Here is a 19,056-nt window from a genome sequence, read left to right as displayed (position 1 = left end):
GCGCAACGCCGGTGGCGCTAACGGAGACCGCATTTCCCGGCACCGGCACCGATCCGCCCAGCTTCGGCGGCCAAGTCCTTGAGCGGGCGGGGGAAGACGCCGCCCGCACCGCTTTCCGCGTCAGTCCTGCGAGCCGGTGCGCAGCGCCGCGACGCCGGGCAGGGTCTTGCCCTCCATCCATTCCAGGAACGCGCCGCCGGCGGTCGAGATGTACGAGAACTTGTCGGCCACCCCGGCGCGGTTCAGCGCCGACACGGTGTCGCCGCCGCCCGCGACCGAGATCAGCTCGCCCGCCTCGGTCAGCTCGGCCGCCTTCTGTGCGGCGGCGTTTGTGGCGGTGTCGAAGGGCGGGATCTCGAACGCGCCCAGGGGGCCGTTCCAGATCAGCGTCTCGCACTTCCCGAAGATGTCGCCGATCCGCGCCACGCTGTCGGGGCCGGCGTCGAGGATCATCGCGTCCGACGGGCAGGCCTCGGCTGCCACCGTCTCGCTCTCGGCGCCCGCCTCGAAGGCGCGGGCGACGACGATGTCGACCGGCAGCACGATCTCGCAGGACACCTCCTCGGCCGCCGACATCACCTCGCGCGCGGTATCGGCCAGGTCGTGCTCGGCCAGCGACGTGCCCACGTCGATCCCCTTGGCCGCCAGGAACGTGTTCGCCATGCCGCCGCCGATCACCAGGTAATCCACCTTGCGCAGGAGGTTCGACAGCAGGTCCAGCTTGGTCGACACCTTGGCGCCCCCGACCACCGCCGCAACGGGCCGCTTGGGATCGCTCAGCGCCGCCTCCAGCGCCTTCAACTCGGCCTCCATCAGCCGGCCGGCGCAGTTCGGCAGCAGCTGCGCCACCGCCTCGGTCGAGGCATGCGCCCGGTGCGCCGCCGAGAAGGCGTCGTTGCAGTACACATCCGCCAGCGCGGCCAGCTCGGCCGCCAGCCGGCCGTCATTCGCCTCCTCGCCGGGATCGAAGCGCATGTTCTCCAGCAGAAGAACCTGTCCCGGCTTCATCTCGGCCACGGCCTGCTTGTTGGTCTTGCCGCTGTCGCCCACGAAGACCACCTCGCGCCCCAGCGCCGCTTCCAGCGCCGGCACCGTCACCTTGAGCGACATCTCGGGGACGACCTTGCCCTTGGGCCGGCCGAAATGCGCCACGAGAACCGGCTTGCCGCCCGCCTCGAGGATGTCCGTCACCGTCGGCACGATCTTCTCGATCCGGGTGGGATCGGTGACCTTCCCGTCCTCGACGGGAACGTTGATGTCGACGCGGACCAGCACGGTCTTTCCGTCGAGCTCCATCTCGTCGAGCGTTTTCCAGGGCATGAGGGGGCTCCTTGTTGCGGCGGCGTCTGCCCCTGTGAAGACCCGATCGGCGCCCTGCCGTCAACCGGACAGCGCCCCGCGCGGCGGCCCTTTCCCTCGCTCCGTGGCGCCGCTAGGGTCCGCGCCGGACGCATTTCCCGCCAAGGAGGGCCGCATGGCCGAGATCACCGATCCCGAGAACACAATCATCATCGAGCTCAAGGACGGCCCCGTCACGATCGAGCTGATGCCCAAGATCGCCCACGAACACGCCGAGCGGATGAAGACGCTCGCCCGTCGCGGCGACTACGACAACGTCGTCTTCCACCGCGTGATCGAGGGCTTCATGGCCCAGACCGGCGATGTCGCGCACGGCGACTTCGAGGACGGGTTCGACCTGCGCATGGCCGGCACCGGCGGCTCGGACATGCCGAACCTGCCCGCCGAGTTCTCGAAGGTGCCGCACGATCGCGGCACGCTCGGCGCCGCCCGCAGCCAGAACCCGAACTCGGCCAATTCGCAGTTCTTCATCAACTTCAAGGACAACCACTTCCTCAACGGCCAGTACACCGTCTACGGCCGGGTGATCTCGGGGATGGAGCATGTCGACGCGCTGACCCGGGGCGAGCCGCCGGAAAAGCCCGACCGCATGCTCAGCGTGAAGGTGGCCGCCGATGCGTAAGCTCGCCCTTCTGCTGGCGCTCGCCGCCGGCCCCGCCGCCGCTACCGGGATCGAGATCGACGTCGCCGGCGAGGCCGAGGGCACAATCGCCATCGACCTCTTCGAGGACGTCGCCCCGAACCACGTCGACCGGATCACCAGCCTGGCGCGCGAGGGCGCCTACGACGACGTCGTGTTCCACCGGGTGATCGAGGGCTTCATGGCCCAGACCGGCGACGTCTCGAACGGCAAGCTCGGCTCCGATCTCTCGCGCGCCGGGACCGGCGGCTCGGACCGGCCCGATCTCGAGGCCGAGTTCTCCGACCGCCCGTTCGAGCGTGGCACCATCGGCATGGCCCGCTCGTCCGACCCGGATTCGGCCAACAGCCAGTTCTTCATCATGTTCGCCCCCGCGCCGCACCTGAACGGCGGCTACACCGTGGTGGGCGAGGTGACCGACGGCATGGACGTGGTCGACGCGATCAAGCGCGGCGAGGGCCGCAACGGCGCCGTCACCGGCCGCCCCGACGTGATCGAGGCGGTGCGCGTCACCGACTGACGCAGGGTCACATTGCCGTAGGCGGGGCTTCCCGGCCCCGCCTACTGCGGGCATCCTCGCTCTCGGGAAAAGGGGGAGGAGGGCCCATGATCCGCATCTGTCTCGCCGCGCTCGTGGCGCTTGCCGCCGGCGCCGCGTCCGCCGATCCGTCGTTCTGGCGCCACGAATGGCCCGGGACGGACTTCTCCCGCACCAGTGTCGACAATTGGGCCGAGATCCGCTCCGGCGGCCCCGGCAAGGACGGGATTCCCGCGCTCACCGCGCCGCGGATGCATCCGGTCGCGGACGAGACCCGGCTCGCCCCGCGCGAGCCCGTGATCGCGGTCGAGATCGACGGCGCCGCGCCCCGCGCCTACCCGGTCCGCTACCTCACCTGGCATGAAATCGTGAACGACACGGCGGGCGGCGTGCCGGTCGCGGTCACCTTCTGCCCGCTCTGCAATTCCTTCCCCACCTTCGACCGCCGCGTCGACGGGCGGACGCTGACCTTCGGGGTCACCGGCAAGCTGCGCCATTCCGACATGGTGATGTACGACCGCGAAACACAGAGCTGGTGGCAGCAGGCGACGGGACGCGGCATCGTCGGTGCCATGACCGGACAGGCGCTGCACCCGGTCCCCACCTGGATGGAAAGCTGGGAAACGTTCCGCGCGCGCAATCCGGACGGCCTCGTGATGGACGAGCCCGACTGGCCCCGACGCTACGGCCGCAATCCCTATCGCGGCTACGACACCGCCGCGCGCCCGTTCCTCTACGACGGCACGCCGCCGCCCCACGGCATCGCGCCGCTCGCCCGCGTGGTGCGGGTCGGCACCATGGCCTGGCCCCTGTCGCGCCTGTCGGCCGAGACGCCGCTCACCGAGGCGGGCGTCACCCTGACCTGGTCCGCGGGCCTCGCCTCGGCCCTCGACAGCGCCCGCATCGCCGACGGCCGCGACATCGGCGCCGTGCGGGTCCGCGATGCGCAAGGCCAGGACGTCCCCCACGACGTGATGTTCGCCTTCGCCTTCCACGCCTTCCACCCGGACGGCACCTGGATGCTGGGCGACTGACCCACGGTCATCGTCCCCACCCAACGACCGCCCCTTCTTCTGCCCCAGAATATCCCCGCCGGAGGCAAGGCGCCGCGCCGGATGGCGCGGCCATGATCAAGTCGCGCCGAAGGCGCGCCAATTTCAGGAAGCCGCCAAACGCGCCCTCAGGTCCCGCAGAAGGTCCGCCGCACCGCCTCGTCCGGGGCCGGCGGTCGGGAAAGGTCGGCGTCGGGCGCGAACGGCGTGGCGAGCGCGGTGCGCAGCCGCTCGAAGGGGCCTAAATCGCCGTCGACCGCCGCGGCGGTCGCATGTTCGATGCGGTGGTTGCGGGGGATCACGGCGGGGTTGGCGGCCTCCATGACCGCGCGGCGCGCCTCGGGGCCGGCGGGGTCGCGGGCGAGACGTGCCTCCCAGTCCGCCTGCCAGGCGTCGAGCGCCTCCGGTGCCTCGAAGGCATCGGCGGCGGTGCCGTCGGCCAGGCCGCGGAACGCGTTGGTGAAATCGGCGCGGCCCGCCGCCATCCGGTCGAGCAGCCCGTGGATCAGGTCGGCATCGCCGTCCTCGGCCGATGTCAGGCCGATCTTCGGGCGGAATACGTCCAGCCACGCCGCGCGGAACAGCTCGGGGAAGCGGTGGACCGACTCGGTCGCATGCTCCACCGCCGCGTCGCGGTCCTCGCCCATCAGTGGCAGCAGGCATGTGGCGAATTGCGCCAGGTTCCAGACCGCGATGTCCGGCTGGCGGCTGTAGGCGTAGCGCCCGAACTGGTCGATGGACGAAAACACCGTCTCGGGATGGTAGGTGTCGAGGAAGGCGCAGGGGCCGTAATCGATCGTCTCGCCGGCGATCGAGACGTTGTCGGTGTTCATCACGCCGTGGATGAAGCCCACGCCCAGCCAGTGCGCCACCAGCCGCGCCTGCGCCGCGACCACGGCGTCCAGCAGGTCGAGCGGCCCGGCGGCCTCGGGATAGTGGCGGGCGATGGCGTGGTCGGTCAGTGCCTGCAGCGCCTCGGTATCCTCGCGCGCGGCGAAGTATTGGAAGGTGCCGACGCGGATATGGCTCCGAGCGACGCGGGTCAGGACGGCGCCGGGCAGGGGGGCTTCGCGCAGTACGGTCTCGCCGGTCGTCACGGCGGCCAGCGCGCGGGTCGTCGGCACGCCGAGCGCATGCATCGCCTCGGACACGATGTATTCGCGCAGCACCGGCCCGATCCAGGCGCGGCCGTCGCCCATGCGGCTGAACGGCGTGCGGCCCGCCCCCTTGAGCTGGATGTCGCGGCGGGTGCCCGTGCGGTCGACGATCTCGCCCAGCAGCACGGCGCGGCCGTCGCCCAGCTGCGGCACCCAGCCACCGAACTGGTGGCCGGCATAGGCCTGGGCGAGCGGCTCGGCGCCCTCGGGCACGCGGCTGCCTGCCAGGATCTCAAGTCCCTCGGGCGTGTCGAGCGCGGCGGCGTCGAGCCCCAGCTCGGCTGCGAGATCGGCGTTGATGGCGATCTTGCCGGGCGTCGCCACCGGGGTCGGGTCCTGCCGGGCGTAGAACCGGTCGGGCAGGCGGGCATAGCTGTTGTCGAAGGCGAAGCGGAGCTGCATGGCGTCCTCCTTTCTCCTCCAGCTAGGCGCGGGCACCGCCGATTGCCAGCCCCGCCTGCGGCGGTTTGACCCGCTGGCCGCCCCGCGCGGTGCCCTATCGTCCCTGACGCAAGGTCATGCAGAGCCAGGGAGGAAAGCGCATGTCAGAGGACCGCCGCGCGGGGAACCGGATCAAGGACCGCCCCGAATTCGCCAGCAAGCCCCGGCCGCTGAGCTTTGCCGCCGACACCACGGTTGCCGAGGCCGTCGCCGCGATGTGTGACAAGAACTACGGCTCGGTGATGGTGGTGGACGGCGATCAGAAGGTGATCGGCGTGGTCACCGAGCGCGACGTGATGCGCAAGGTCGTGAACGGATCCCTCGACGCCGGCAGCACCCGGCTTGAACAGGTGATGACACGAGAGCCGCGCCTCGCACACGAGGATGACGACGTGGTCGACTGGCTGCGGATCATGTCGAACGAGCGCTTCCGCCGCCTGCCGGTCGTTGATGCCGACGGGCGCATCAAGGCGGTGTTCACCCAGGGCGACTTCGTCTCGTACACTTGGCCCGACCTGATGTACCAGGCGACGCAGATGGGCCGTGCCACGCTGACGCGGAACTTCCCCGTGGTGCTGATCGGCGGCGGCGTGATGCTCTACACGATCCTGATGGTGATCGTGCTGGGCGTGGTGCTGTGACCGCCCTCAGAGACGGCGGCTCATCGTCTTGGTGCCGTTGCGCGGGTTGAAGCCCTGCCGGGTGAAGAGGTCGATCAGCCGCCCGGCGTCTGCCGGGACCTGAAGGTGCAGGGCGCACACGTCGTGCTTTGCCAGGCTCTTGGCCAGGGCGGCCAGCGCCTCGGACCCCATGCGGCGGCGGCGCACGGCGGGCCGGACGTAAATCTCGTCCACGGTTCCGGCGAGACCGCCCTCGGCCAGCGAGAAGCCGAACGAGATCATCAGGTAGCCCACGGGCGAGGACGGCGGGCCGATCAGGTAGGCGACCCCGTGGGGTGTGCCCTCCAGCAGGGTCGCCAGCGCCTCCCGGCGGCTCTCGGCATCCTGGCTGAGCCCGGTCTCGTCGCGATAAGCGGCCGACATCCTGTCGATCCGCTCGAAATCGTCCTGCGTGGCGATGCGGAGGGTGACGGTCACTGGGGCAGCGTGCCCGTGAAGGTGCCCTCGACCGCGACGGGCGTGCCGCCCTCGATCGGGCTGGCGTCCATGTCGTCGCCGCTTTCCATCGGTTGCATCTCTCCGCTGAAGGACAGTGTGATCGCGCCGTCGTCCCCGCGCGAGAAGTCGGTGACATCGGCCGGTGCGCCGCTGTCGGAATTTGCCATGAGGACCCGGTCCTCGGTGCGCCAGTCGACCGACACGGTGCCGTCCGCGACCGCGCCGTCCTCGAGCGTGGCGAGCAGGGTGGCGAAGGGCCGGGCAGGGCGGCCGTCATCCTCGGCCACGGCGCTGATCGTCACGATGGTGAAGCCCGCCGAGTCCTGCGCGGTGACGTAGGCGCGGTCGCGCTCGGTGTCGTTGAGGGCGTAGAGCGTGTGGTCCTCGCCGCCGAGCGTCAGCTCGAGCGTGCCAATCACCTCGTAGGCGTCGTCGAACTCCTGCGCGGCCACGGGCGCGGCGGCGAGAAGGGCGGCAAGGGCGAGCGGGGTGGGGCGCATGGTCTGGCTCCGGGTCGGTCTGGCGGTGTCAGGCATAGGTGGCGAGCCGGTCGGTGAGAAGCGCGAAGAAACCGTCCGGTTCCACGTCGCCGATGAACCGCGCGTTGCGGGGGCGGTCGGTGACGCCCCACCAGTCGGCCACGGTCATGCCGCGGGTCAGGTCCGAGACGGTCTCGATCTCGACGTTGATCTCGCGGCCCGAGAACAGGTCGGGCCGCAGCAGGTAGGCGGTCACGCAGGGGTCGTGCAGCGGGGCGCCCTCGCTGCCGTACTTGTCCTTGTCGAAGCGCTCGAAGAAGTCGGTCATCTCGGCCACGGCAACGCCCACGGGCGTGCCGAGGTTTCGGAACGCGTCGTTGCGCGCCGTCGTCACCAGCGCCTTGTGGGTGGCGTCGAGCGGCAGCACGGTCAGCGGCGCTCCGGCGCGGAACACGATCTCGGCCGCCTCGGGATCGACGTAGATGTTGAACTCGGCCGCCGGGGTGATGTTGCCGACCTCGAAATAGGCGCCGCCCATCAGCACGATTTCCTGCACCTTTTCGGCGAGGTCGGGGGCGCGGGTCAGGGCGGTGGCGATGTTCGTCAGTGGCCCCAGCGGGCACAGCGTGACGCTGCCCGCGGGCTCGCGCCGCAGCGTGTCGATCAGGAAGTCGACGGCGTGGTCGTCCTGCAGCGGCATCGCCGGATCGGGCAGGATCGGCCCGTCGAGCCCGGTGCGTCCGTGCACGTGCTCGGCGGTGACGAGCGGGCGCTTCAGCGGCGCGTCGCAGCCGGCGAAAACGGGCACGTCGGTGCGGTCGGCCAGCTCACAGACGATGCGGGCGTTCTTCGCCGTCAGGTCGAGCGGCACGTTGCCGGCGACCGCGGTGATGCCCATCACGTCGAGTTCGGGCGAGGCGAGCGCCAGCAGGATGGCGACGGCGTCATCCTGGCCGGGATCGGTGTCGATGATGATCTTCCGCGCCATCGCTCAGCCGATCGCGTCGAGGATGCGGGCCCAGGAGCGAATCCCGCGGTGGAAGCTCTTCATGTCGTATTTCTCGTTCGGGCTGTGGATCTGGTCGTCGTCCTTGCCGAAGCCGATCAGCATCGAGTCCATCTCGAGATGGGTCTTGAAGTAGCCGGCGATCGGGATCGAGCCGCCGCCGCCGACATAGGCCGCGTCGTGGGGCCATTCGTCCGACAGCGCCCGGCGGGCGGATTCGAAGGCCGGATCGCCGATCGCCATCTGGCTGGCGGGCGAGGCGCCGTGGGCGTGGAACTCGACGGTGCAATCTTCGGGCAGCTGCGCCTCGACCCACTTGCGGAAGTGCTCGCGGATCTCGTGCGGGTTCTGCTGTCCGACGAGACGGAACGACACCTTGGCGTGCGCCTCGGCCGGCAGCACGGTCTTGAAGCCCGCGCCGGTATAGCCGCCCCAGATGCCGTTGATCTCGGCCGTGGGGCGGGACCACAGCTGCTCGAGCGCGGTGCGGTCGCGCTCGCCCGCGGGGGACTTGAGCCCGACGCCCTCGAGGAAACGGTGTGCATCGAATCCGAGTGCCTCCCACTGGGCACGCAGCTGCTCGGGCAACTCGGGCACCGCGTCGTAGAAATGCGGTACCTGCACGCGCCCCTCGTCGTCGTGCAGCCCGCCGAGAATCCGGGTGAGCACGCGGATCGGGTTCATCGACACGCCGCCGTAGAGCCCGGAATGAAGGTCCTTCGAGGGGCCGTGAACCGTGATCTCCTCGCCCACGAGGCCGCGCAGCATGGTGACGATGGCGGGCGTGTCCTCGGCAAACAGGCCGGTGTCGCAGATCAGCGCGATGTCGGCCTTCAGCTCTTCGGTGTTGTCCTTGAGGAAGGGCACCAGCGACGGCGAGCCCGATTCCTCTTCGCCTTCGAACAGGAAGGTGACGTTGGGCAGGTCGCCGCGCTCGGCCTTCCAGGCGCGGCAGGCCTCGACGAAGGTCATCAACTGGCCCTTGTCGTCGCTCGCGCCGCGGCCGCGGATCACCTTGCCGTCGGCGCCGTCCTCGATCGCGGGATCGAACGGGTCGCGCGCCCACAGGTGCAGCGGATCCACCGGCTGAACGTCGTAGTGGCCGTAGAACAGGACGTGCCGCCCGGTGCCGTTCGTGTGCCCGACCACCATCGGATGCCCCGGCGTCTCGCGGATCGAGGCCTCGGCCCCCAGCTCGGTCAGCTGCGCGACCAGCCATTCGGCGGCGGCGCGGCACTGTGCCTTGTAGGCCGGATCGGTCGAGATCGACTGGATGCGCAGCAGATCCTTGAGACGGTCGGTGGACGTGTCGATGTCGGCGTCGATACGCGACAGAACGGCGTTGAGGGACATGGGCTCTCCTGTCGGTGTTCGGGCGCGACACTATCAGGCGGCAAGGGGGTGTCCAGTAGCGGTGGAAGTCACCCCGCGCGCGCACTAGGTGATCGGCGGAAAATTGAATGATAGGCTGTCCGTACCCGACTCGGAGGCCCGCCGGCGCGCGCCGCGCGGCGGGGCCGGGTCACCCGGACCGGCGGGGCGATTGATCCAGATCATTGCCGCCGGTGTCCGGGGAGCGGCAAATCGTCCGTGGTCGCCGCCCCGCGGCTTGACTAACAAAGCCTTGCGGCGGCACACGGAGACACCCGGTCGAACCGGGGCGAGAAGGAAGGAAGAGACGTGGACTATTCGGCCAAGATCGATGCGGCGCTGCAGAGGCTTCATGACGAGGGCCGGTACCGCACGTTCATCGACATCGAACGCCGCCGCGGGCAGTTTCCCCACGCGAACTGGCGCAAGTCCGATGGCAGCGAACGCCCGGTGACCGTCTGGTGCGGCAACGATTATCTCGGCATGGGGCAGCACCCGGTCGTGCTGTCGGCGATGCACGAGGCGATCGACGCCACCGGTGCGGGGTCGGGCGGCACGCGGAACATCAGCGGCACCACCGTCTATCACAAGCGTCTCGAATCCGAGCTGGCCGACCTGCACGGCAAGGAGGGCGCGCTGCTCTTCACCTCGGCCTACATCGCCAACGACGCGACGCTGTCGACGCTGCCCAAGCTGCTGCCGGGGCTCGTGATCTTCTCGGACGAGCTGAACCACGCCAGCATGATCGAGGGCATCCGCCGCAACGGCGGCGCCAAGCGGGTGTTCCGCCACAACGACCTCGCGCATCTGCGCGAGCTGCTCGAGGCCGAGCCCGAGGGCACGCCCAAGCTGATTGCCTTCGAGTCGATCTACTCGATGGACGGCGATTTCGCCCCGATCGACGAGATCTGCGACCTGGCCGAGGAATTCGGCGCGCTGACCTACCTGGACGAAGTGCACGCCGTCGGCATGTACGGCCCCCGCGGCGCCGGCGTGGCCGAGCGCGACCGCCTGATGCACCGCATTGACATCGTCAACGGCACGCTCGCCAAGGCCTATGGCGTGATGGGCGGCTACATCGCCGCCGACGCGAAATTGTGCGACGCGATCCGCTCTTACGCGCCGGGCTTCATCTTCACCACGTCGCTGCCGCCCTCGGTCGCCGCCGGCGCTGCCGCCTCGGTCGCCCATCTCAAGACCGACGCCGCCCTGCGCGAGCGGCACCAGACGCAGGCGAAGATCCTCAAGACGCGGCTCAAGGGCCTGGGCCTGCCGCTGATCGACCACGGCAGCCACATCGTGCCCGTCCACGTGGGCGACCCGGTGCACTGCAAGATGCTGTCGGACATGCTTCTCGAGGATTTCGGCATCTACGTGCAGCCGATCAACTTCCCCACGGTGCCCCGCGGAACCGAGCGGCTGCGATTCACCCCGTCGCCGGTGCATGGCCCCGACGAGATCGATGCGCTGGTGCACGCTCTCGACGCTTTGTGGTCGCATTGTGCGCTGAATCGCGCCGAGCTTTCCGCCTGAAGCGCCTTTCAATCTGTGCATTCGGATTAGCCCTGTGGTATTGGAACATCAGGGCAGGGTTTGGCGTATCGATTCGCAGTCTTTGCGGGGACTTACGGCAGTGAACAGAAAGCAGGCAGCATGATCGGGCGCTTCAAAACGCCCGCAGCCGAAGAGGATGAACGCCCAAAGGGCTTCGACGATTTCGACCTTCGGCTCGGTGACGTCATGCGCGGCGAACGTGCGACGCTGGGCAAGTCGCTGCTCGACGTCCAGCGCGAGCTCAAGATCCGCGCGACCTACATCGCGGCGATCGAGAACGCCGATCCAAGCGCCTTCGAGACGCCTGGGTTCATCGCGGGCTACGTACGGTCGTATTCGCGCTATCTCGGCCTGGATGCCGAGTGGGCGTGGCGTGCCTTCTGCCGCGAGGGCAATTTCGAGACGGCGCACGGCATGTCCCAGGCTGCATCGATCAAGCAGTCTCGTCCCGAGCCCGCCCAGAGCGCCGCGCACAGTCCCAAGAAACGCGACCCGTTCCTGGAACCCTCGATCAGCTACACGCCGCCGGGCCAGCGCATGCTGTCGGGAATCGAACCCGGCGCGATCGGTTCGGTCGCGGTGATGATCGCCCTGATCGGGCTGATCGGCTACGGCGGCTTCGCGGTCCTGAAAGAGGTCCAGAAGGTCCAGTTCGTGCCCGTCGAGCAATCGCCCGGCGTCGCCTCGGACATCGACCCGCTCGCCGGCGCCGCCCCGCAGCAGCCCGAGGGCGAAGAGACCGAGGTTGCCGGGCTGAACGCGGACGCGGACGAGGGCGAGATGTTCGACCGCCTCTACCGCCCGCAAGCGCTGGACGTGCCGGTGATGACGCCGCGCGACGGTCCGATCGCCGCACTCGACCCGTCCTCGGTGGGCGCGCTGTCGGATGCCAGCGAACGCCGCCGCCTCGCCGCGGCCAGCTCGTCGCTGGCCCAGCAGACCGGCCCGGCGCCCGATCGGCAGGACATCGCGGCGGCGACGCCCGACATGCTGACCGACGGCACGCTGAACCAGGACGGCGGCGTCCAGGTGGTCGAGGACACACCGCCCCAGGTCGTGATGCTGGCCGTCCGCCCCTCGTGGGTGCGCGTCCGCTCCGCCGACGGCTCGGTGATCTACGAGCGGATCATGGAGCCTGGCGACCGGTTCGAACTGCCCCGGACCGAAGAGCCGGCGACCCTGCGCACGGGCGAATCCGGGGCGATCTATTTCGCGGTGAACGGCCAGACCTACGGTCCGGCGGGCCAGAGCGGGCAGGTGACGAGCGATCTCAGCCTCGCCGCCGCGTCGCTGACGGACACCTATTCGGTGGCCGATCTCGGCAGCGATTCCGATCTGCAGACCTACGTGGCCGAGCTGGAACTCGGCACCGGCGACGACGCGGACGCGCCGTCGGAGTGAGCCCGGCGTTGCCACCGCGCCGCGCGGTCCCTAGGTAGGGGCCATCAGCCCAAGACGAGGCCAAGACGAGGAAGGTCCGGCGCATGTCGCTCAATCACGTCCGTCCCTGGCGCAACATCTATCGCCGCCAGTCCCGCAAGATCATGGTCGGGAACGTCGCCGTGGGCGGGGACGCCCCGATCTCGGTCCAGACGATGACGAACACCGACTCGGGCGACGCCGCGGCGACCCTGCGCCAGATCGAGCAATGCGCCGAAGCCGGCGCCGACATCGTCCGGGTCTCTGCCCCCGACCAGGACGCCACCCGCGCGCTGCGAGAGATCTGCGCCCATAGCCCGGTGCCGATCGTCGCGGACATCCACTTCCACTACAAGCGCGCGATCGAGGCCGCCGAGGCCGGCGCCGCCTGCCTCCGCATCAATCCGGGCAATATCGGCGACGACAAACGCGTGAAGGAAGTCATCGACGCGGCCCGCGACCACGGCTGCTCGATCCGGATCGGCGTCAACGCGGGCTCGCTCGAGCGGGATCTTCTCGAAAAATACGGCGAACCCTGTCCCGAGGCGATGGTCGAGTCCGCGCTCGATCACATCAAGATCCTCGAGGACAACGACTTTCACGAGTTCAAGATCTCGGTGAAGGCGTCCGACGTCTTCCTCGCCGCGGCCGCCTACCAGGGAATCGCGGACGCCACCGACGCACCGATCCACCTCGGTATCACCGAAGCGGGCGGGCTGATGTCCGGAACGATCAAGTCGGCGCTCGGCCTGGGCAATCTCCTGTGGATGGGCATCGGCGACACGCTGCGCGTCTCGCTCTCGGCCGACCCGGTCGAAGAGGTGCGCGTGGGCTACGAGATCCTCAAGGCTCTCGGCCTGCGCCACCGCGGCGTGAACATCATCTCCTGCCCGTCCTGCGCCCGCCAAGGCTTCGACGTGATCGAGACCGTCCGCGTCCTCGAAGACCGGTTGGCCCACATCAAGACGCCGATGTCGCTGTCGATCATCGGCTGCGTCGTCAACGGCCCGGGCGAGGCGCTGATGACCGATGTGGGCTTCACCGGCGGCGGCGCCGGCGCCGGCATGGTCTATCTTGCAGGCCAGCAGAGCCACAAGATGTCGAACGACGAGATGGTCGACCACATCGTCGAACAAGTCGAACAGCGCGCCGCCGTGATCGAAGCCGAACGCGACGCCGCCGACCAGGCCGCCGAGTAACCGGCGGCATCGAAAAGGCCGCGCCTGCGGCGCGATACGATGTCTTGCCGCGCCTTTGGCGCGGCGGTGCCTCCGGCGGAGATATTTCAGGACAGAAGAAGCTGCGGGTCAGCCCCCGGTCCGCCGGACCGGGGGCCTTCTCCTGCCGCGGTCATCGGCGTCTCCGCCTGTACCGCCGGGATAGAATTGTCTGAAAGTGTTAACAGACGCTTATCTTCTTCTGCCCGACAAATATCTCCGCCGGAGGCGGAAACGCGCCGCCCGGAGGGCGGCGCAGATGTCATGCGCGCCGAAGGCGCTCCGCAGGGTGAAGGGCGGTTTCAGAAGCCGGCCTTGATCTTCTCGAACTCGGCCGATTGCCGTTGCCGCAACTCGCCGTCGATCGGCAATTGTGCCAGGACCGGGGCGTCGATCGGGCCGAGGCCGACCTCGGTCAGGGCTTCGTCCCCGATCTCGCTCATCGCGGCCTGGTTCGAGTGGCCGTAACCGGCGTCGAGCAGCGGCTGCGTCGCGCTGGGGGCGAGCAGGGCGTTGAGGAAATCGTAGGCGCGCTCTTCGGAACCCTCGCCATCCTGCAGGTTGACGTAGCCGCAGAGCCAGAGCGACGAGCCTTGCTCGGGCTCGCGGGCGAAGCCGATCGGGAAGCCCTGCTCGGCCATCGTCGGCAGCGTCTCGTTCCAGGCCCAGCCTGCCAGTACTTCGCCGCTGGCGAGAAGCTGCGAGAGTTCCGCAGGATCGGTCCAGTAGGTGCGCAGGTTGGGGTGCACCTCGCGCAGCCAGTCGGAGGCCGCCTGGAACTGCTCGTCCGTGGCATCCTGCCAGTTCGTCGTGCCGGTGGCGAGGTAGGCCAGCGCGTAGGCGTCGTCGACATTGTCGGGCAGAGTGAGCCGGCCCGCGTAGTCGGGGTTGGCGAAGATGTCGAGCGAGGCGACGTCCTCTTCGGGGACCTCGTCGGCGTTGTAGGCGATCGCGGTCGAGCCGAAATCGGTGGGCACGAAGTAGACCTCTTCTGTGCCGTCGGTCACGTCCTGGCCGGTGAGGTTGCTGTTGAGGTCGCCGAAATGCTCGATGCGCGAGGTGTCCCACGGCTCGAGGATGCCCGCCTCGATCCACTTGTTCACCGAGCCGGCGCAGACATGGCTGACATCGGCCCGGAAGCCAGAGCGCAGTTTCTGAAACGCTTCCTCCTCGTCCCCGAAGTAGGCGAATTCGGGACTGTCGCCGTGCTGTTCGACGTAGTTCGAGTGGAAGTCCGGATTCTCGAAGCCGGGATAGTCGAAGACCAGCAGACTGTCGTCCTGCGCGGCGGCGGCGGTGGCGAGGCAGCAGGCGGCGGAAGTTGCGAGGAGGCGGGCGAGGGCGGTCATGGCGGTCCTTTCTCGGGTGAAACCAGACGAAACGCTAAGGCGGCTTGCAGGCCTTGCCAAGGGTGTCGGCGGGCTTGGCGGACGCGCCGGACGCGTTACCTTGACCTGCGGGCGGCGCGGGGGAGCGGCCGCCCTGGTCAAGGGAGGCATCGCATGTTCAGAGCGCTGATCGTGGACAAGACGGAGGACGGCGGCACCGAGGCGGGCGTCCAGGAGATCCCGCCCGATCGTTTGCCCGAGGGCGAGGTCACGGTGGCGGTGGAATACTCCACCGTGAACTACAAGGACGGCCTGTGCGTCGGTCCCGGCGGCGGGCTGGTGCGCAGCTATCCCCATGTACCGGGGATCGACTTTGCCGGGACGGTCGAATCCTCGGATGACGCGCGGTATTCCCCCGGCGACCGGGTGGTCCTGACCGGGTGGCGCGTGGGCGAGGCGCATTGGGGCGGCTTTGCCGAGAAGGCCCGCGTCAAGGCGGACTGGCTGGTGCCGCTGCCCTCGGGCCTGTCGACCTTTCAGGCGATGGCGGTGGGCACGGCGGGGTTCACCGCGATGCTGGCTGTCATGACGCTCGAGGATCACGGGCTGCGTCAGGGGCAGGGGCCGGTGCTGGTCACCGGTGCCTCGGGCGGTGTCGGGTCGGTCGCCACCGCGCTGCTGGCGAACCTCGGCTACGAGGTGGCGGCGGTCACCGGGCGGCCCGAGAATGCCGAGTACCTCATCGCTCTCGGCGCCAGCCGGATCGTCCCGCGAGAGGACATCGCCGAGACGGTCAAGCGCCCGCTCGAGACCGAGACCTGGGCGGGCTGCGTCGATGCGGTGGGCGGCCCAATGCTGGCCCGCGTGCTGGGTCAACTCAAGTATGGCGCCGGCGCGGCGGCGGTGGGCCTGACGGGCGGGACCGATCTTCCCGCCAAGATCGTGCCGTTCCTGTTGCGGGGGGTGAATCTCCTCGGGATCGACAGCGTCATGCAGCCTCAGGACGCCCGCGCGCGGGCGTGGCGGCGCATCGCGCAGGAGCTTCCGCTCGACATGCTGGAGGAGATGGTCCAGACGGCGGCCCTGGCAGACGTGCCGCGACTGGGCGCCGAGATCCTCGAAGGACGTCTGAGGGGCCGGGTCGTGGTAGACGTGACACGGTAGACGCGCCTCACGCGGGGCGCGGCTTGCGTGCGTGCGCGTTCGCCGGACAGTGTCACAGGGTGAATTGTGCGGGTTTCCGCTGGTCGGAACGCGGCCGAGCTGTATGCGCTCGACCATGGCCGAATCCCGACCGCGACGAATGCGGGGCGTGCAGGGCAAACAAGGGGAGCCACCATGGCCGAAACGACAGCAGAGGGGATACCTTCGCCAGAGGGTGATGTGCACATCATCGACACCGACTACAATGTCGGTCAGGACAATCTCGAGGGGTCGGTCGGGCCCTTCGGCTTCGACATCCACAATCCGGTCTTCCTGATCTCGGGTCTGACGATCGTGGCCTTCGTGCTGCTGACGCTGATCTTCCAGGATAGCGCGAGCGCTGCGTTCTCGTGGCTGTTCAACTTCGCGACCAAGCAGTTCGACTGGTACTTCCTTGGGGCGGCGAACATCTTCGTGATCTTCAGCCTGGTGCTGATCGTCTCTCCGTACGGATCGGTGCGGCTCGGCGGGACCGACGCGGTGCCCGAATACGGCTACCTGTCCTGGTTCGCGATGCTGTTCGCCGCCGGCATGGGCATCGGCCTGATGTTCTTCGGCGTGCTCGAGCCGGTCTATCACATGGCGGTGTCGTCCCCGCTCGGGCTGGAAAGCCCGATCGCCGAGGACGGTTCCATCATCCAGGACCAGGTCGCGGCGGCGCGGAACGCGGGCCTCGCGGCGACGGTGTTCCACTGGGCGCTGCATCCCTGGGCGATCTACGCGGTCGTCGCGCTCGCGCTGGCGCTCTTCAGCTACAACAAGCAGCTGCCGCTATCGCTGCGTTCGGCCTTCTATCCGCTGTTCGGCGACCGCGTCTGGGGCTGGCTGGGCCATTGCATCGACATCATCGCGGTCTTCGCGACGCTGTTCGGGCTGGCGACCTCGCTGGGTCTGGGCGCACAGCAGGCGAATGCGGGCCTGCAGCACGTGTTCGGCATCCCGCTGAACACCACGTCGCAGATCTTCATCATCATGGGCGTGACCGCGGTGGCGCTGGTGTCGGTGCTGCGCGGCCTCGACGGCGGCGTGAAGATCCTGTCCGAGGTCAACATGGCGATCGCGGCGCTGCTGCTGTTCTTCGTCTTCCTCGTCGGGCCGACGCTGTCGATCCTGGGTGACTTCTTTGGCGGCCTGACGACCTATATCCGGGACGTGGTGCCGCTGTCGAACCCGGTCGGTCGTGACGACGACAGCTTCCGCGAAGGCTGGACCTCGTTCTACTGGGCCTGGTGGATCAGCTGGTCGCCCTTCGTCGGCATGTTCATCGCCCGCGTCAGCCGCGGCCGCACGGTGCGCGAGTTCATCACCTGCGTGATCCTGATCCCGTCGATCGTGTCGGTGTTCTGGATGGCCGTGTTCGGCGGCACCGCCATCGAGCAGGTGATCACCAACCCCGAGACGAGCCAGGTGAAGAACTACGTCATCGACAACTACAACGCGCCGTTGTCGCTGTTCGGCATGCTGGGCGAGATGCCCCTGGGCATGATCACCTCGACCGTGGCGATCGTCCTGGTGCTCGTGTTCTTCGTCACCTCGTCCGACTCCGGCTCGCTGGTGATCGACACGATCACCGCCGGCGGCAAGACCGACGCGCCGAAGCCGCAGCGCGTGTTCTGGTGCGTGGCCGAGGGCCTCGTCGCGATCGTGCTGCTGATCGGCGGCGGGCTCGAGGCGCTGCAGGCGATGGTGAACGCGACCGGCCTGTTCTTCACCCTCGTGCTTCTGGTGATGTGCGGCGCGATCTGGAAGGGCCTCGCCAACGAGCGGCGGGTCCAGGTCAAGGGCACGCAACCGACCGAGTGATCTCGGCGACATCCGGCGCGGCGGCCAGGGGCTGCCGCGCCACTCCTTGCGCGGGTTGGCCGACCCGCTTGACGCTGCAGGCGAAAACACTGATCTCGCTGGCATGAGCCTCGATATCGATTTCGTCCGCAGCCAGTTTCCCTCACTTCAGCAGCCGGCGCTCACCGACCAGGCGTTCTTCGAGAACGCGGGCGGCGCGTTTCCCTGCCGGCAGGTGATCGACCGGCTGACGCATTTCTACACCGATCACAGGGTTCAGCCCTATGGCCCCTTCGCCGCCTCGCGCCTGGCGGGGGAGGAGATGGACGAGGCCCGCGCGCGGCTTGCGGCGATGCTGAACGTCGAGACGGATGAGCTGACCTTCGGTCCGTCGACCAGCGCCAACACCTACGTCCTCGCGCAGGCCTTCGGCCAGTCGATGCGCGCGGGCGAGGCGATCGTCGTCACCGACCAGGACCATGAGGCGAATACCGGGCCCTGGCGCCGGCTGGCCGACGCCGGGATCGAGGTGCGCGAGTGGCGGATGGACCCCGAGACGGGGCATCTCGACCCCGCAGACCTGGACCGGCTGCTTGACGGCGACGTGCGGCTGGTATGCTTTCCGCATGTCTCGAACGTGGTTGGCGAGATCAACGACGTCGCCGCGATCTGCGAGAGGGTCCACGCGGCGGGGGCGGTGGCCTGTGTCGATGGGGTCAGCTACGCCCCGCACGGCCTGCCGGATGTCGGGGCGCTCGGCGCCGACATCTACCTGTTCTCGGCCTACAAGGTCTATGGGCCCCACCAGGGGCTGATGACGATCCGCCGGTCGCTGGGCGAGCGGCTGCCGAACCAGGCGCACTGGTTCAACGGAGACACGCTTTACAAGCGGTTCACACCGGCGGGGCCGGATCATGCGCAGGTCGCGGCCTGTGCCGGGATCGCGGACTACATCGACGGGATGCACCGTCACCACGGCGGCGGCAGCGCTGCCCCGCACGAGCGGTCGCGCCATGTCCACGACACGATGCGCGCGCACGAGACCGATCTGCTGGCGCCGTTGATGGCGTATCTCTCGGGCAGGCAGGGGCTGCGCGTGCTGGGTCCGGCGCGGGCCGAAGATCGCGCGCCCACGGTGGCCATCGCGCTCGGCACGCCGGGGCGAGAGATCGCGGCGTCGCTGGCGCGCCACGGCATCATGGCGGGCGGCGGGCACTTCTACGCGGCGCGGGCGCTGAGCGCTCTGGGGATCGATCCCGACCACGGAGTGCTGCGGCTGAGCTTCGTCCACTACACTTCGCGGGGCGATCTTGACCGTCTGATGCGGGCGCTAGATCGGCATCTGTGACGGCGGGGCCTGCGGGCTCCGCCTTGGCCGTTCCAGGGAGCCCC

At 68.9% G+C, this 19,056-nt stretch carries 17 protein-coding genes; 10 read left to right on the top strand and 7 right to left on the bottom strand.

Annotated elements, in window-relative coordinates:
• Positions 1-120 precede the first annotated feature (120 nt).
• Positions 121-1,320 carry a phosphoglycerate kinase gene (locus BMZ25_RS07675; RefSeq protein ID WP_092691394.1) on the bottom strand — a complete coding sequence of 400 codons (1,200 nt, stop codon included), beginning with the start codon at positions 1,318-1,320 and terminating at the stop codon, positions 121-123.
• A 154-nt stretch (positions 1,321-1,474) separates the two neighbouring features.
• Here BMZ25_RS07675 and BMZ25_RS07670 point away from each other — a divergent pair, with 154 nt between their 5' ends.
• The 3 genes from BMZ25_RS07670 (at position 1,475) to BMZ25_RS07660 (ending at position 3,571) form a co-directional block, all read left to right on the top strand.
• Entirely contained in the window at positions 1,475-1,981 is a 507-nt protein-coding gene (locus tag BMZ25_RS07670; RefSeq protein WP_092691392.1) for a peptidylprolyl isomerase, read from the top strand.
• On the top strand, positions 1,974-2,519 hold the full coding sequence (locus tag BMZ25_RS07665; protein WP_092691389.1) for a peptidylprolyl isomerase: 546 nt from the start codon (positions 1,974-1,976) through the stop codon (positions 2,517-2,519). The genes BMZ25_RS07670 and BMZ25_RS07665 overlap by 8 nt, the downstream gene beginning before the upstream one ends.
• An 86-nt stretch (positions 2,520-2,605) precedes the next feature.
• Positions 2,606-3,571 (top strand): DUF3179 domain-containing protein, encoded by a 966-nt coding sequence (locus tag BMZ25_RS07660; RefSeq protein ID WP_092691387.1) that lies wholly within the window; start codon positions 2,606-2,608, stop codon positions 3,569-3,571.
• Positions 3,572-3,717: 146 nt separating this feature from the next.
• On the opposite strand, the gene BMZ25_RS07655 is transcribed toward BMZ25_RS07660, so the two are convergent.
• Entirely contained in the window at positions 3,718-5,148 is a 1,431-nt protein-coding gene (locus BMZ25_RS07655) for a protein adenylyltransferase SelO (RefSeq protein ID WP_092691386.1), read from the bottom strand.
• A gap of 140 nt (positions 5,149-5,288) precedes the next feature.
• Between BMZ25_RS07655 and BMZ25_RS07650 the strand changes: the two genes are divergently transcribed.
• Positions 5,289-5,828, top strand: a complete 540-nt coding sequence (locus tag BMZ25_RS07650) for a CBS domain-containing protein (RefSeq protein WP_092691383.1) — start codon at positions 5,289-5,291, stop codon at positions 5,826-5,828.
• A gap of 6 nt (positions 5,829-5,834) precedes the next feature.
• Here BMZ25_RS07650 and BMZ25_RS07645 read toward each other — a convergent pair whose 3' ends face one another.
• The 4 genes from BMZ25_RS07645 to BMZ25_RS07630 are packed head-to-tail and all read right to left on the bottom strand — an operon-like array spanning position 5,835 to position 9,143.
• Positions 5,835-6,284: a GNAT family N-acetyltransferase gene (locus tag BMZ25_RS07645; protein ID WP_092691380.1), complete on the bottom strand. Its 450-nt coding sequence runs from the start codon at positions 6,282-6,284 to the stop codon at positions 5,835-5,837.
• The gene (locus BMZ25_RS07640; protein ID WP_092691377.1) at positions 6,281-6,805 is read right to left on the bottom strand and encodes a hypothetical protein; all 525 of its coding nucleotides are present in this window, start codon (positions 6,803-6,805) and stop codon (positions 6,281-6,283) included. The genes BMZ25_RS07645 and BMZ25_RS07640 overlap by 4 nt, the downstream gene beginning before the upstream one ends.
• 28 nt (positions 6,806-6,833) lie before the next feature.
• Positions 6,834-7,772, bottom strand: coding sequence for a nucleoside hydrolase (locus tag BMZ25_RS07635; RefSeq protein ID WP_092691374.1), 939 nt, complete (start codon positions 7,770-7,772; stop codon positions 6,834-6,836).
• A gap of 3 nt (positions 7,773-7,775) precedes the next feature.
• Positions 7,776-9,143: a M20/M25/M40 family metallo-hydrolase gene (locus tag BMZ25_RS07630; protein ID WP_092691371.1), complete on the bottom strand. Its 1,368-nt coding sequence runs from the start codon at positions 9,141-9,143 to the stop codon at positions 7,776-7,778.
• 327 nt (positions 9,144-9,470) lie between these two features.
• Between BMZ25_RS07630 and hemA the strand changes: the two genes are divergently transcribed.
• The 3 genes from hemA (at position 9,471) to ispG (ending at position 13,333) form a co-directional block, all read left to right on the top strand.
• The gene (hemA, locus tag BMZ25_RS07625; RefSeq protein WP_092691365.1) at positions 9,471-10,694 is read left to right on the top strand and encodes a 5-aminolevulinate synthase; all 1,224 of its coding nucleotides are present in this window, start codon (positions 9,471-9,473) and stop codon (positions 10,692-10,694) included.
• 120 nt (positions 10,695-10,814) lie between these two features.
• Positions 10,815-12,116, top strand: coding sequence for a helix-turn-helix domain-containing protein (locus BMZ25_RS07620; RefSeq protein ID WP_092691360.1), 1,302 nt, complete (start codon positions 10,815-10,817; stop codon positions 12,114-12,116).
• 83 nt (positions 12,117-12,199) lie between these two features.
• Positions 12,200-13,333, top strand: a complete 1,134-nt coding sequence (gene ispG, locus BMZ25_RS07615; protein WP_092691357.1) for a flavodoxin-dependent (E)-4-hydroxy-3-methylbut-2-enyl-diphosphate synthase — start codon at positions 12,200-12,202, stop codon at positions 13,331-13,333.
• Between the two features lie 320 nt (positions 13,334-13,653).
• Here ispG and BMZ25_RS07610 read toward each other — a convergent pair whose 3' ends face one another.
• Entirely contained in the window at positions 13,654-14,700 is a 1,047-nt protein-coding gene (locus BMZ25_RS07610) for an extracellular solute-binding protein (RefSeq protein WP_092691353.1), read from the bottom strand.
• A gap of 153 nt (positions 14,701-14,853) precedes the next feature.
• Here BMZ25_RS07610 and BMZ25_RS07605 point away from each other — a divergent pair, with 153 nt between their 5' ends.
• From BMZ25_RS07605 to BMZ25_RS07595, 3 genes are all read left to right on the top strand, one after another.
• Entirely contained in the window at positions 14,854-15,843 is a 990-nt protein-coding gene (locus BMZ25_RS07605; RefSeq protein WP_092691347.1) for an MDR family oxidoreductase, read from the top strand.
• Between the two features lie 174 nt (positions 15,844-16,017).
• Positions 16,018-17,685 carry a BCCT family transporter gene (locus BMZ25_RS07600; protein WP_092691344.1) on the top strand — a complete coding sequence of 556 codons (1,668 nt, stop codon included), beginning with the start codon at positions 16,018-16,020 and terminating at the stop codon, positions 17,683-17,685.
• 103 nt (positions 17,686-17,788) lie between these two features.
• The gene (locus tag BMZ25_RS07595) at positions 17,789-19,012 is read left to right on the top strand and encodes an aminotransferase class V-fold PLP-dependent enzyme (protein ID WP_092691342.1); all 1,224 of its coding nucleotides are present in this window, start codon (positions 17,789-17,791) and stop codon (positions 19,010-19,012) included.
• Positions 19,013-19,056 lie beyond the last annotated feature (44 nt).

The organism is Tranquillimonas rosea, assembly GCF_900111315.1.
Classification (GTDB): Bacteria; Pseudomonadota; Alphaproteobacteria; order Rhodobacterales; family Rhodobacteraceae; genus Tranquillimonas; species Tranquillimonas rosea.
This window is presented reverse-complemented; position numbering and strand designations above follow the sequence as displayed.

What these genes read in the sequence shown, in the direction of transcription:
- BMZ25_RS07675 (WP_092691394.1), bottom strand. Translation starts at nt 1,320, where the DNA reads ATGCCCTGGAAAACGCTCGACGAGATGGAGCTCGACGGAAAGACCGTG.
- BMZ25_RS07670 (WP_092691392.1), top strand. Translation starts at nt 1,475, where the DNA reads ATGGCCGAGATCACCGATCCCGAGAACACAATCATCATCGAGCTCAAG.
- BMZ25_RS07665 (WP_092691389.1), top strand. Translation starts at nt 1,974, where the DNA reads ATGCGTAAGCTCGCCCTTCTGCTGGCGCTCGCCGCCGGCCCCGCCGCC.
- BMZ25_RS07660 (WP_092691387.1), top strand. Translation starts at nt 2,606, where the DNA reads ATGATCCGCATCTGTCTCGCCGCGCTCGTGGCGCTTGCCGCCGGCGCC.
- BMZ25_RS07655 (WP_092691386.1), bottom strand. Translation starts at nt 5,148, where the DNA reads ATGCAGCTCCGCTTCGCCTTCGACAACAGCTATGCCCGCCTGCCCGAC.
- BMZ25_RS07650 (WP_092691383.1), top strand. Translation starts at nt 5,289, where the DNA reads ATGTCAGAGGACCGCCGCGCGGGGAACCGGATCAAGGACCGCCCCGAA.
- BMZ25_RS07640 (WP_092691377.1), bottom strand. Translation starts at nt 6,805, where the DNA reads ATGCGCCCCACCCCGCTCGCCCTTGCCGCCCTTCTCGCCGCCGCGCCC.
- BMZ25_RS07635 (WP_092691374.1), bottom strand. Translation starts at nt 7,772, where the DNA reads ATGGCGCGGAAGATCATCATCGACACCGATCCCGGCCAGGATGACGCC.
- BMZ25_RS07630 (WP_092691371.1), bottom strand. Translation starts at nt 9,143, where the DNA reads ATGTCCCTCAACGCCGTTCTGTCGCGTATCGACGCCGACATCGACACG.
- BMZ25_RS07620 (WP_092691360.1), top strand. Translation starts at nt 10,815, where the DNA reads ATGATCGGGCGCTTCAAAACGCCCGCAGCCGAAGAGGATGAACGCCCA.
- ispG (WP_092691357.1), top strand. Translation starts at nt 12,200, where the DNA reads ATGTCGCTCAATCACGTCCGTCCCTGGCGCAACATCTATCGCCGCCAG.
- BMZ25_RS07610 (WP_092691353.1), bottom strand. Translation starts at nt 14,700, where the DNA reads ATGACCGCCCTCGCCCGCCTCCTCGCAACTTCCGCCGCCTGCTGCCTC.
- BMZ25_RS07605 (WP_092691347.1), top strand. Translation starts at nt 14,854, where the DNA reads ATGTTCAGAGCGCTGATCGTGGACAAGACGGAGGACGGCGGCACCGAG.
- BMZ25_RS07600 (WP_092691344.1), top strand. Translation starts at nt 16,018, where the DNA reads ATGGCCGAAACGACAGCAGAGGGGATACCTTCGCCAGAGGGTGATGTG.
- BMZ25_RS07595 (WP_092691342.1), top strand. Translation starts at nt 17,789, where the DNA reads ATGAGCCTCGATATCGATTTCGTCCGCAGCCAGTTTCCCTCACTTCAG.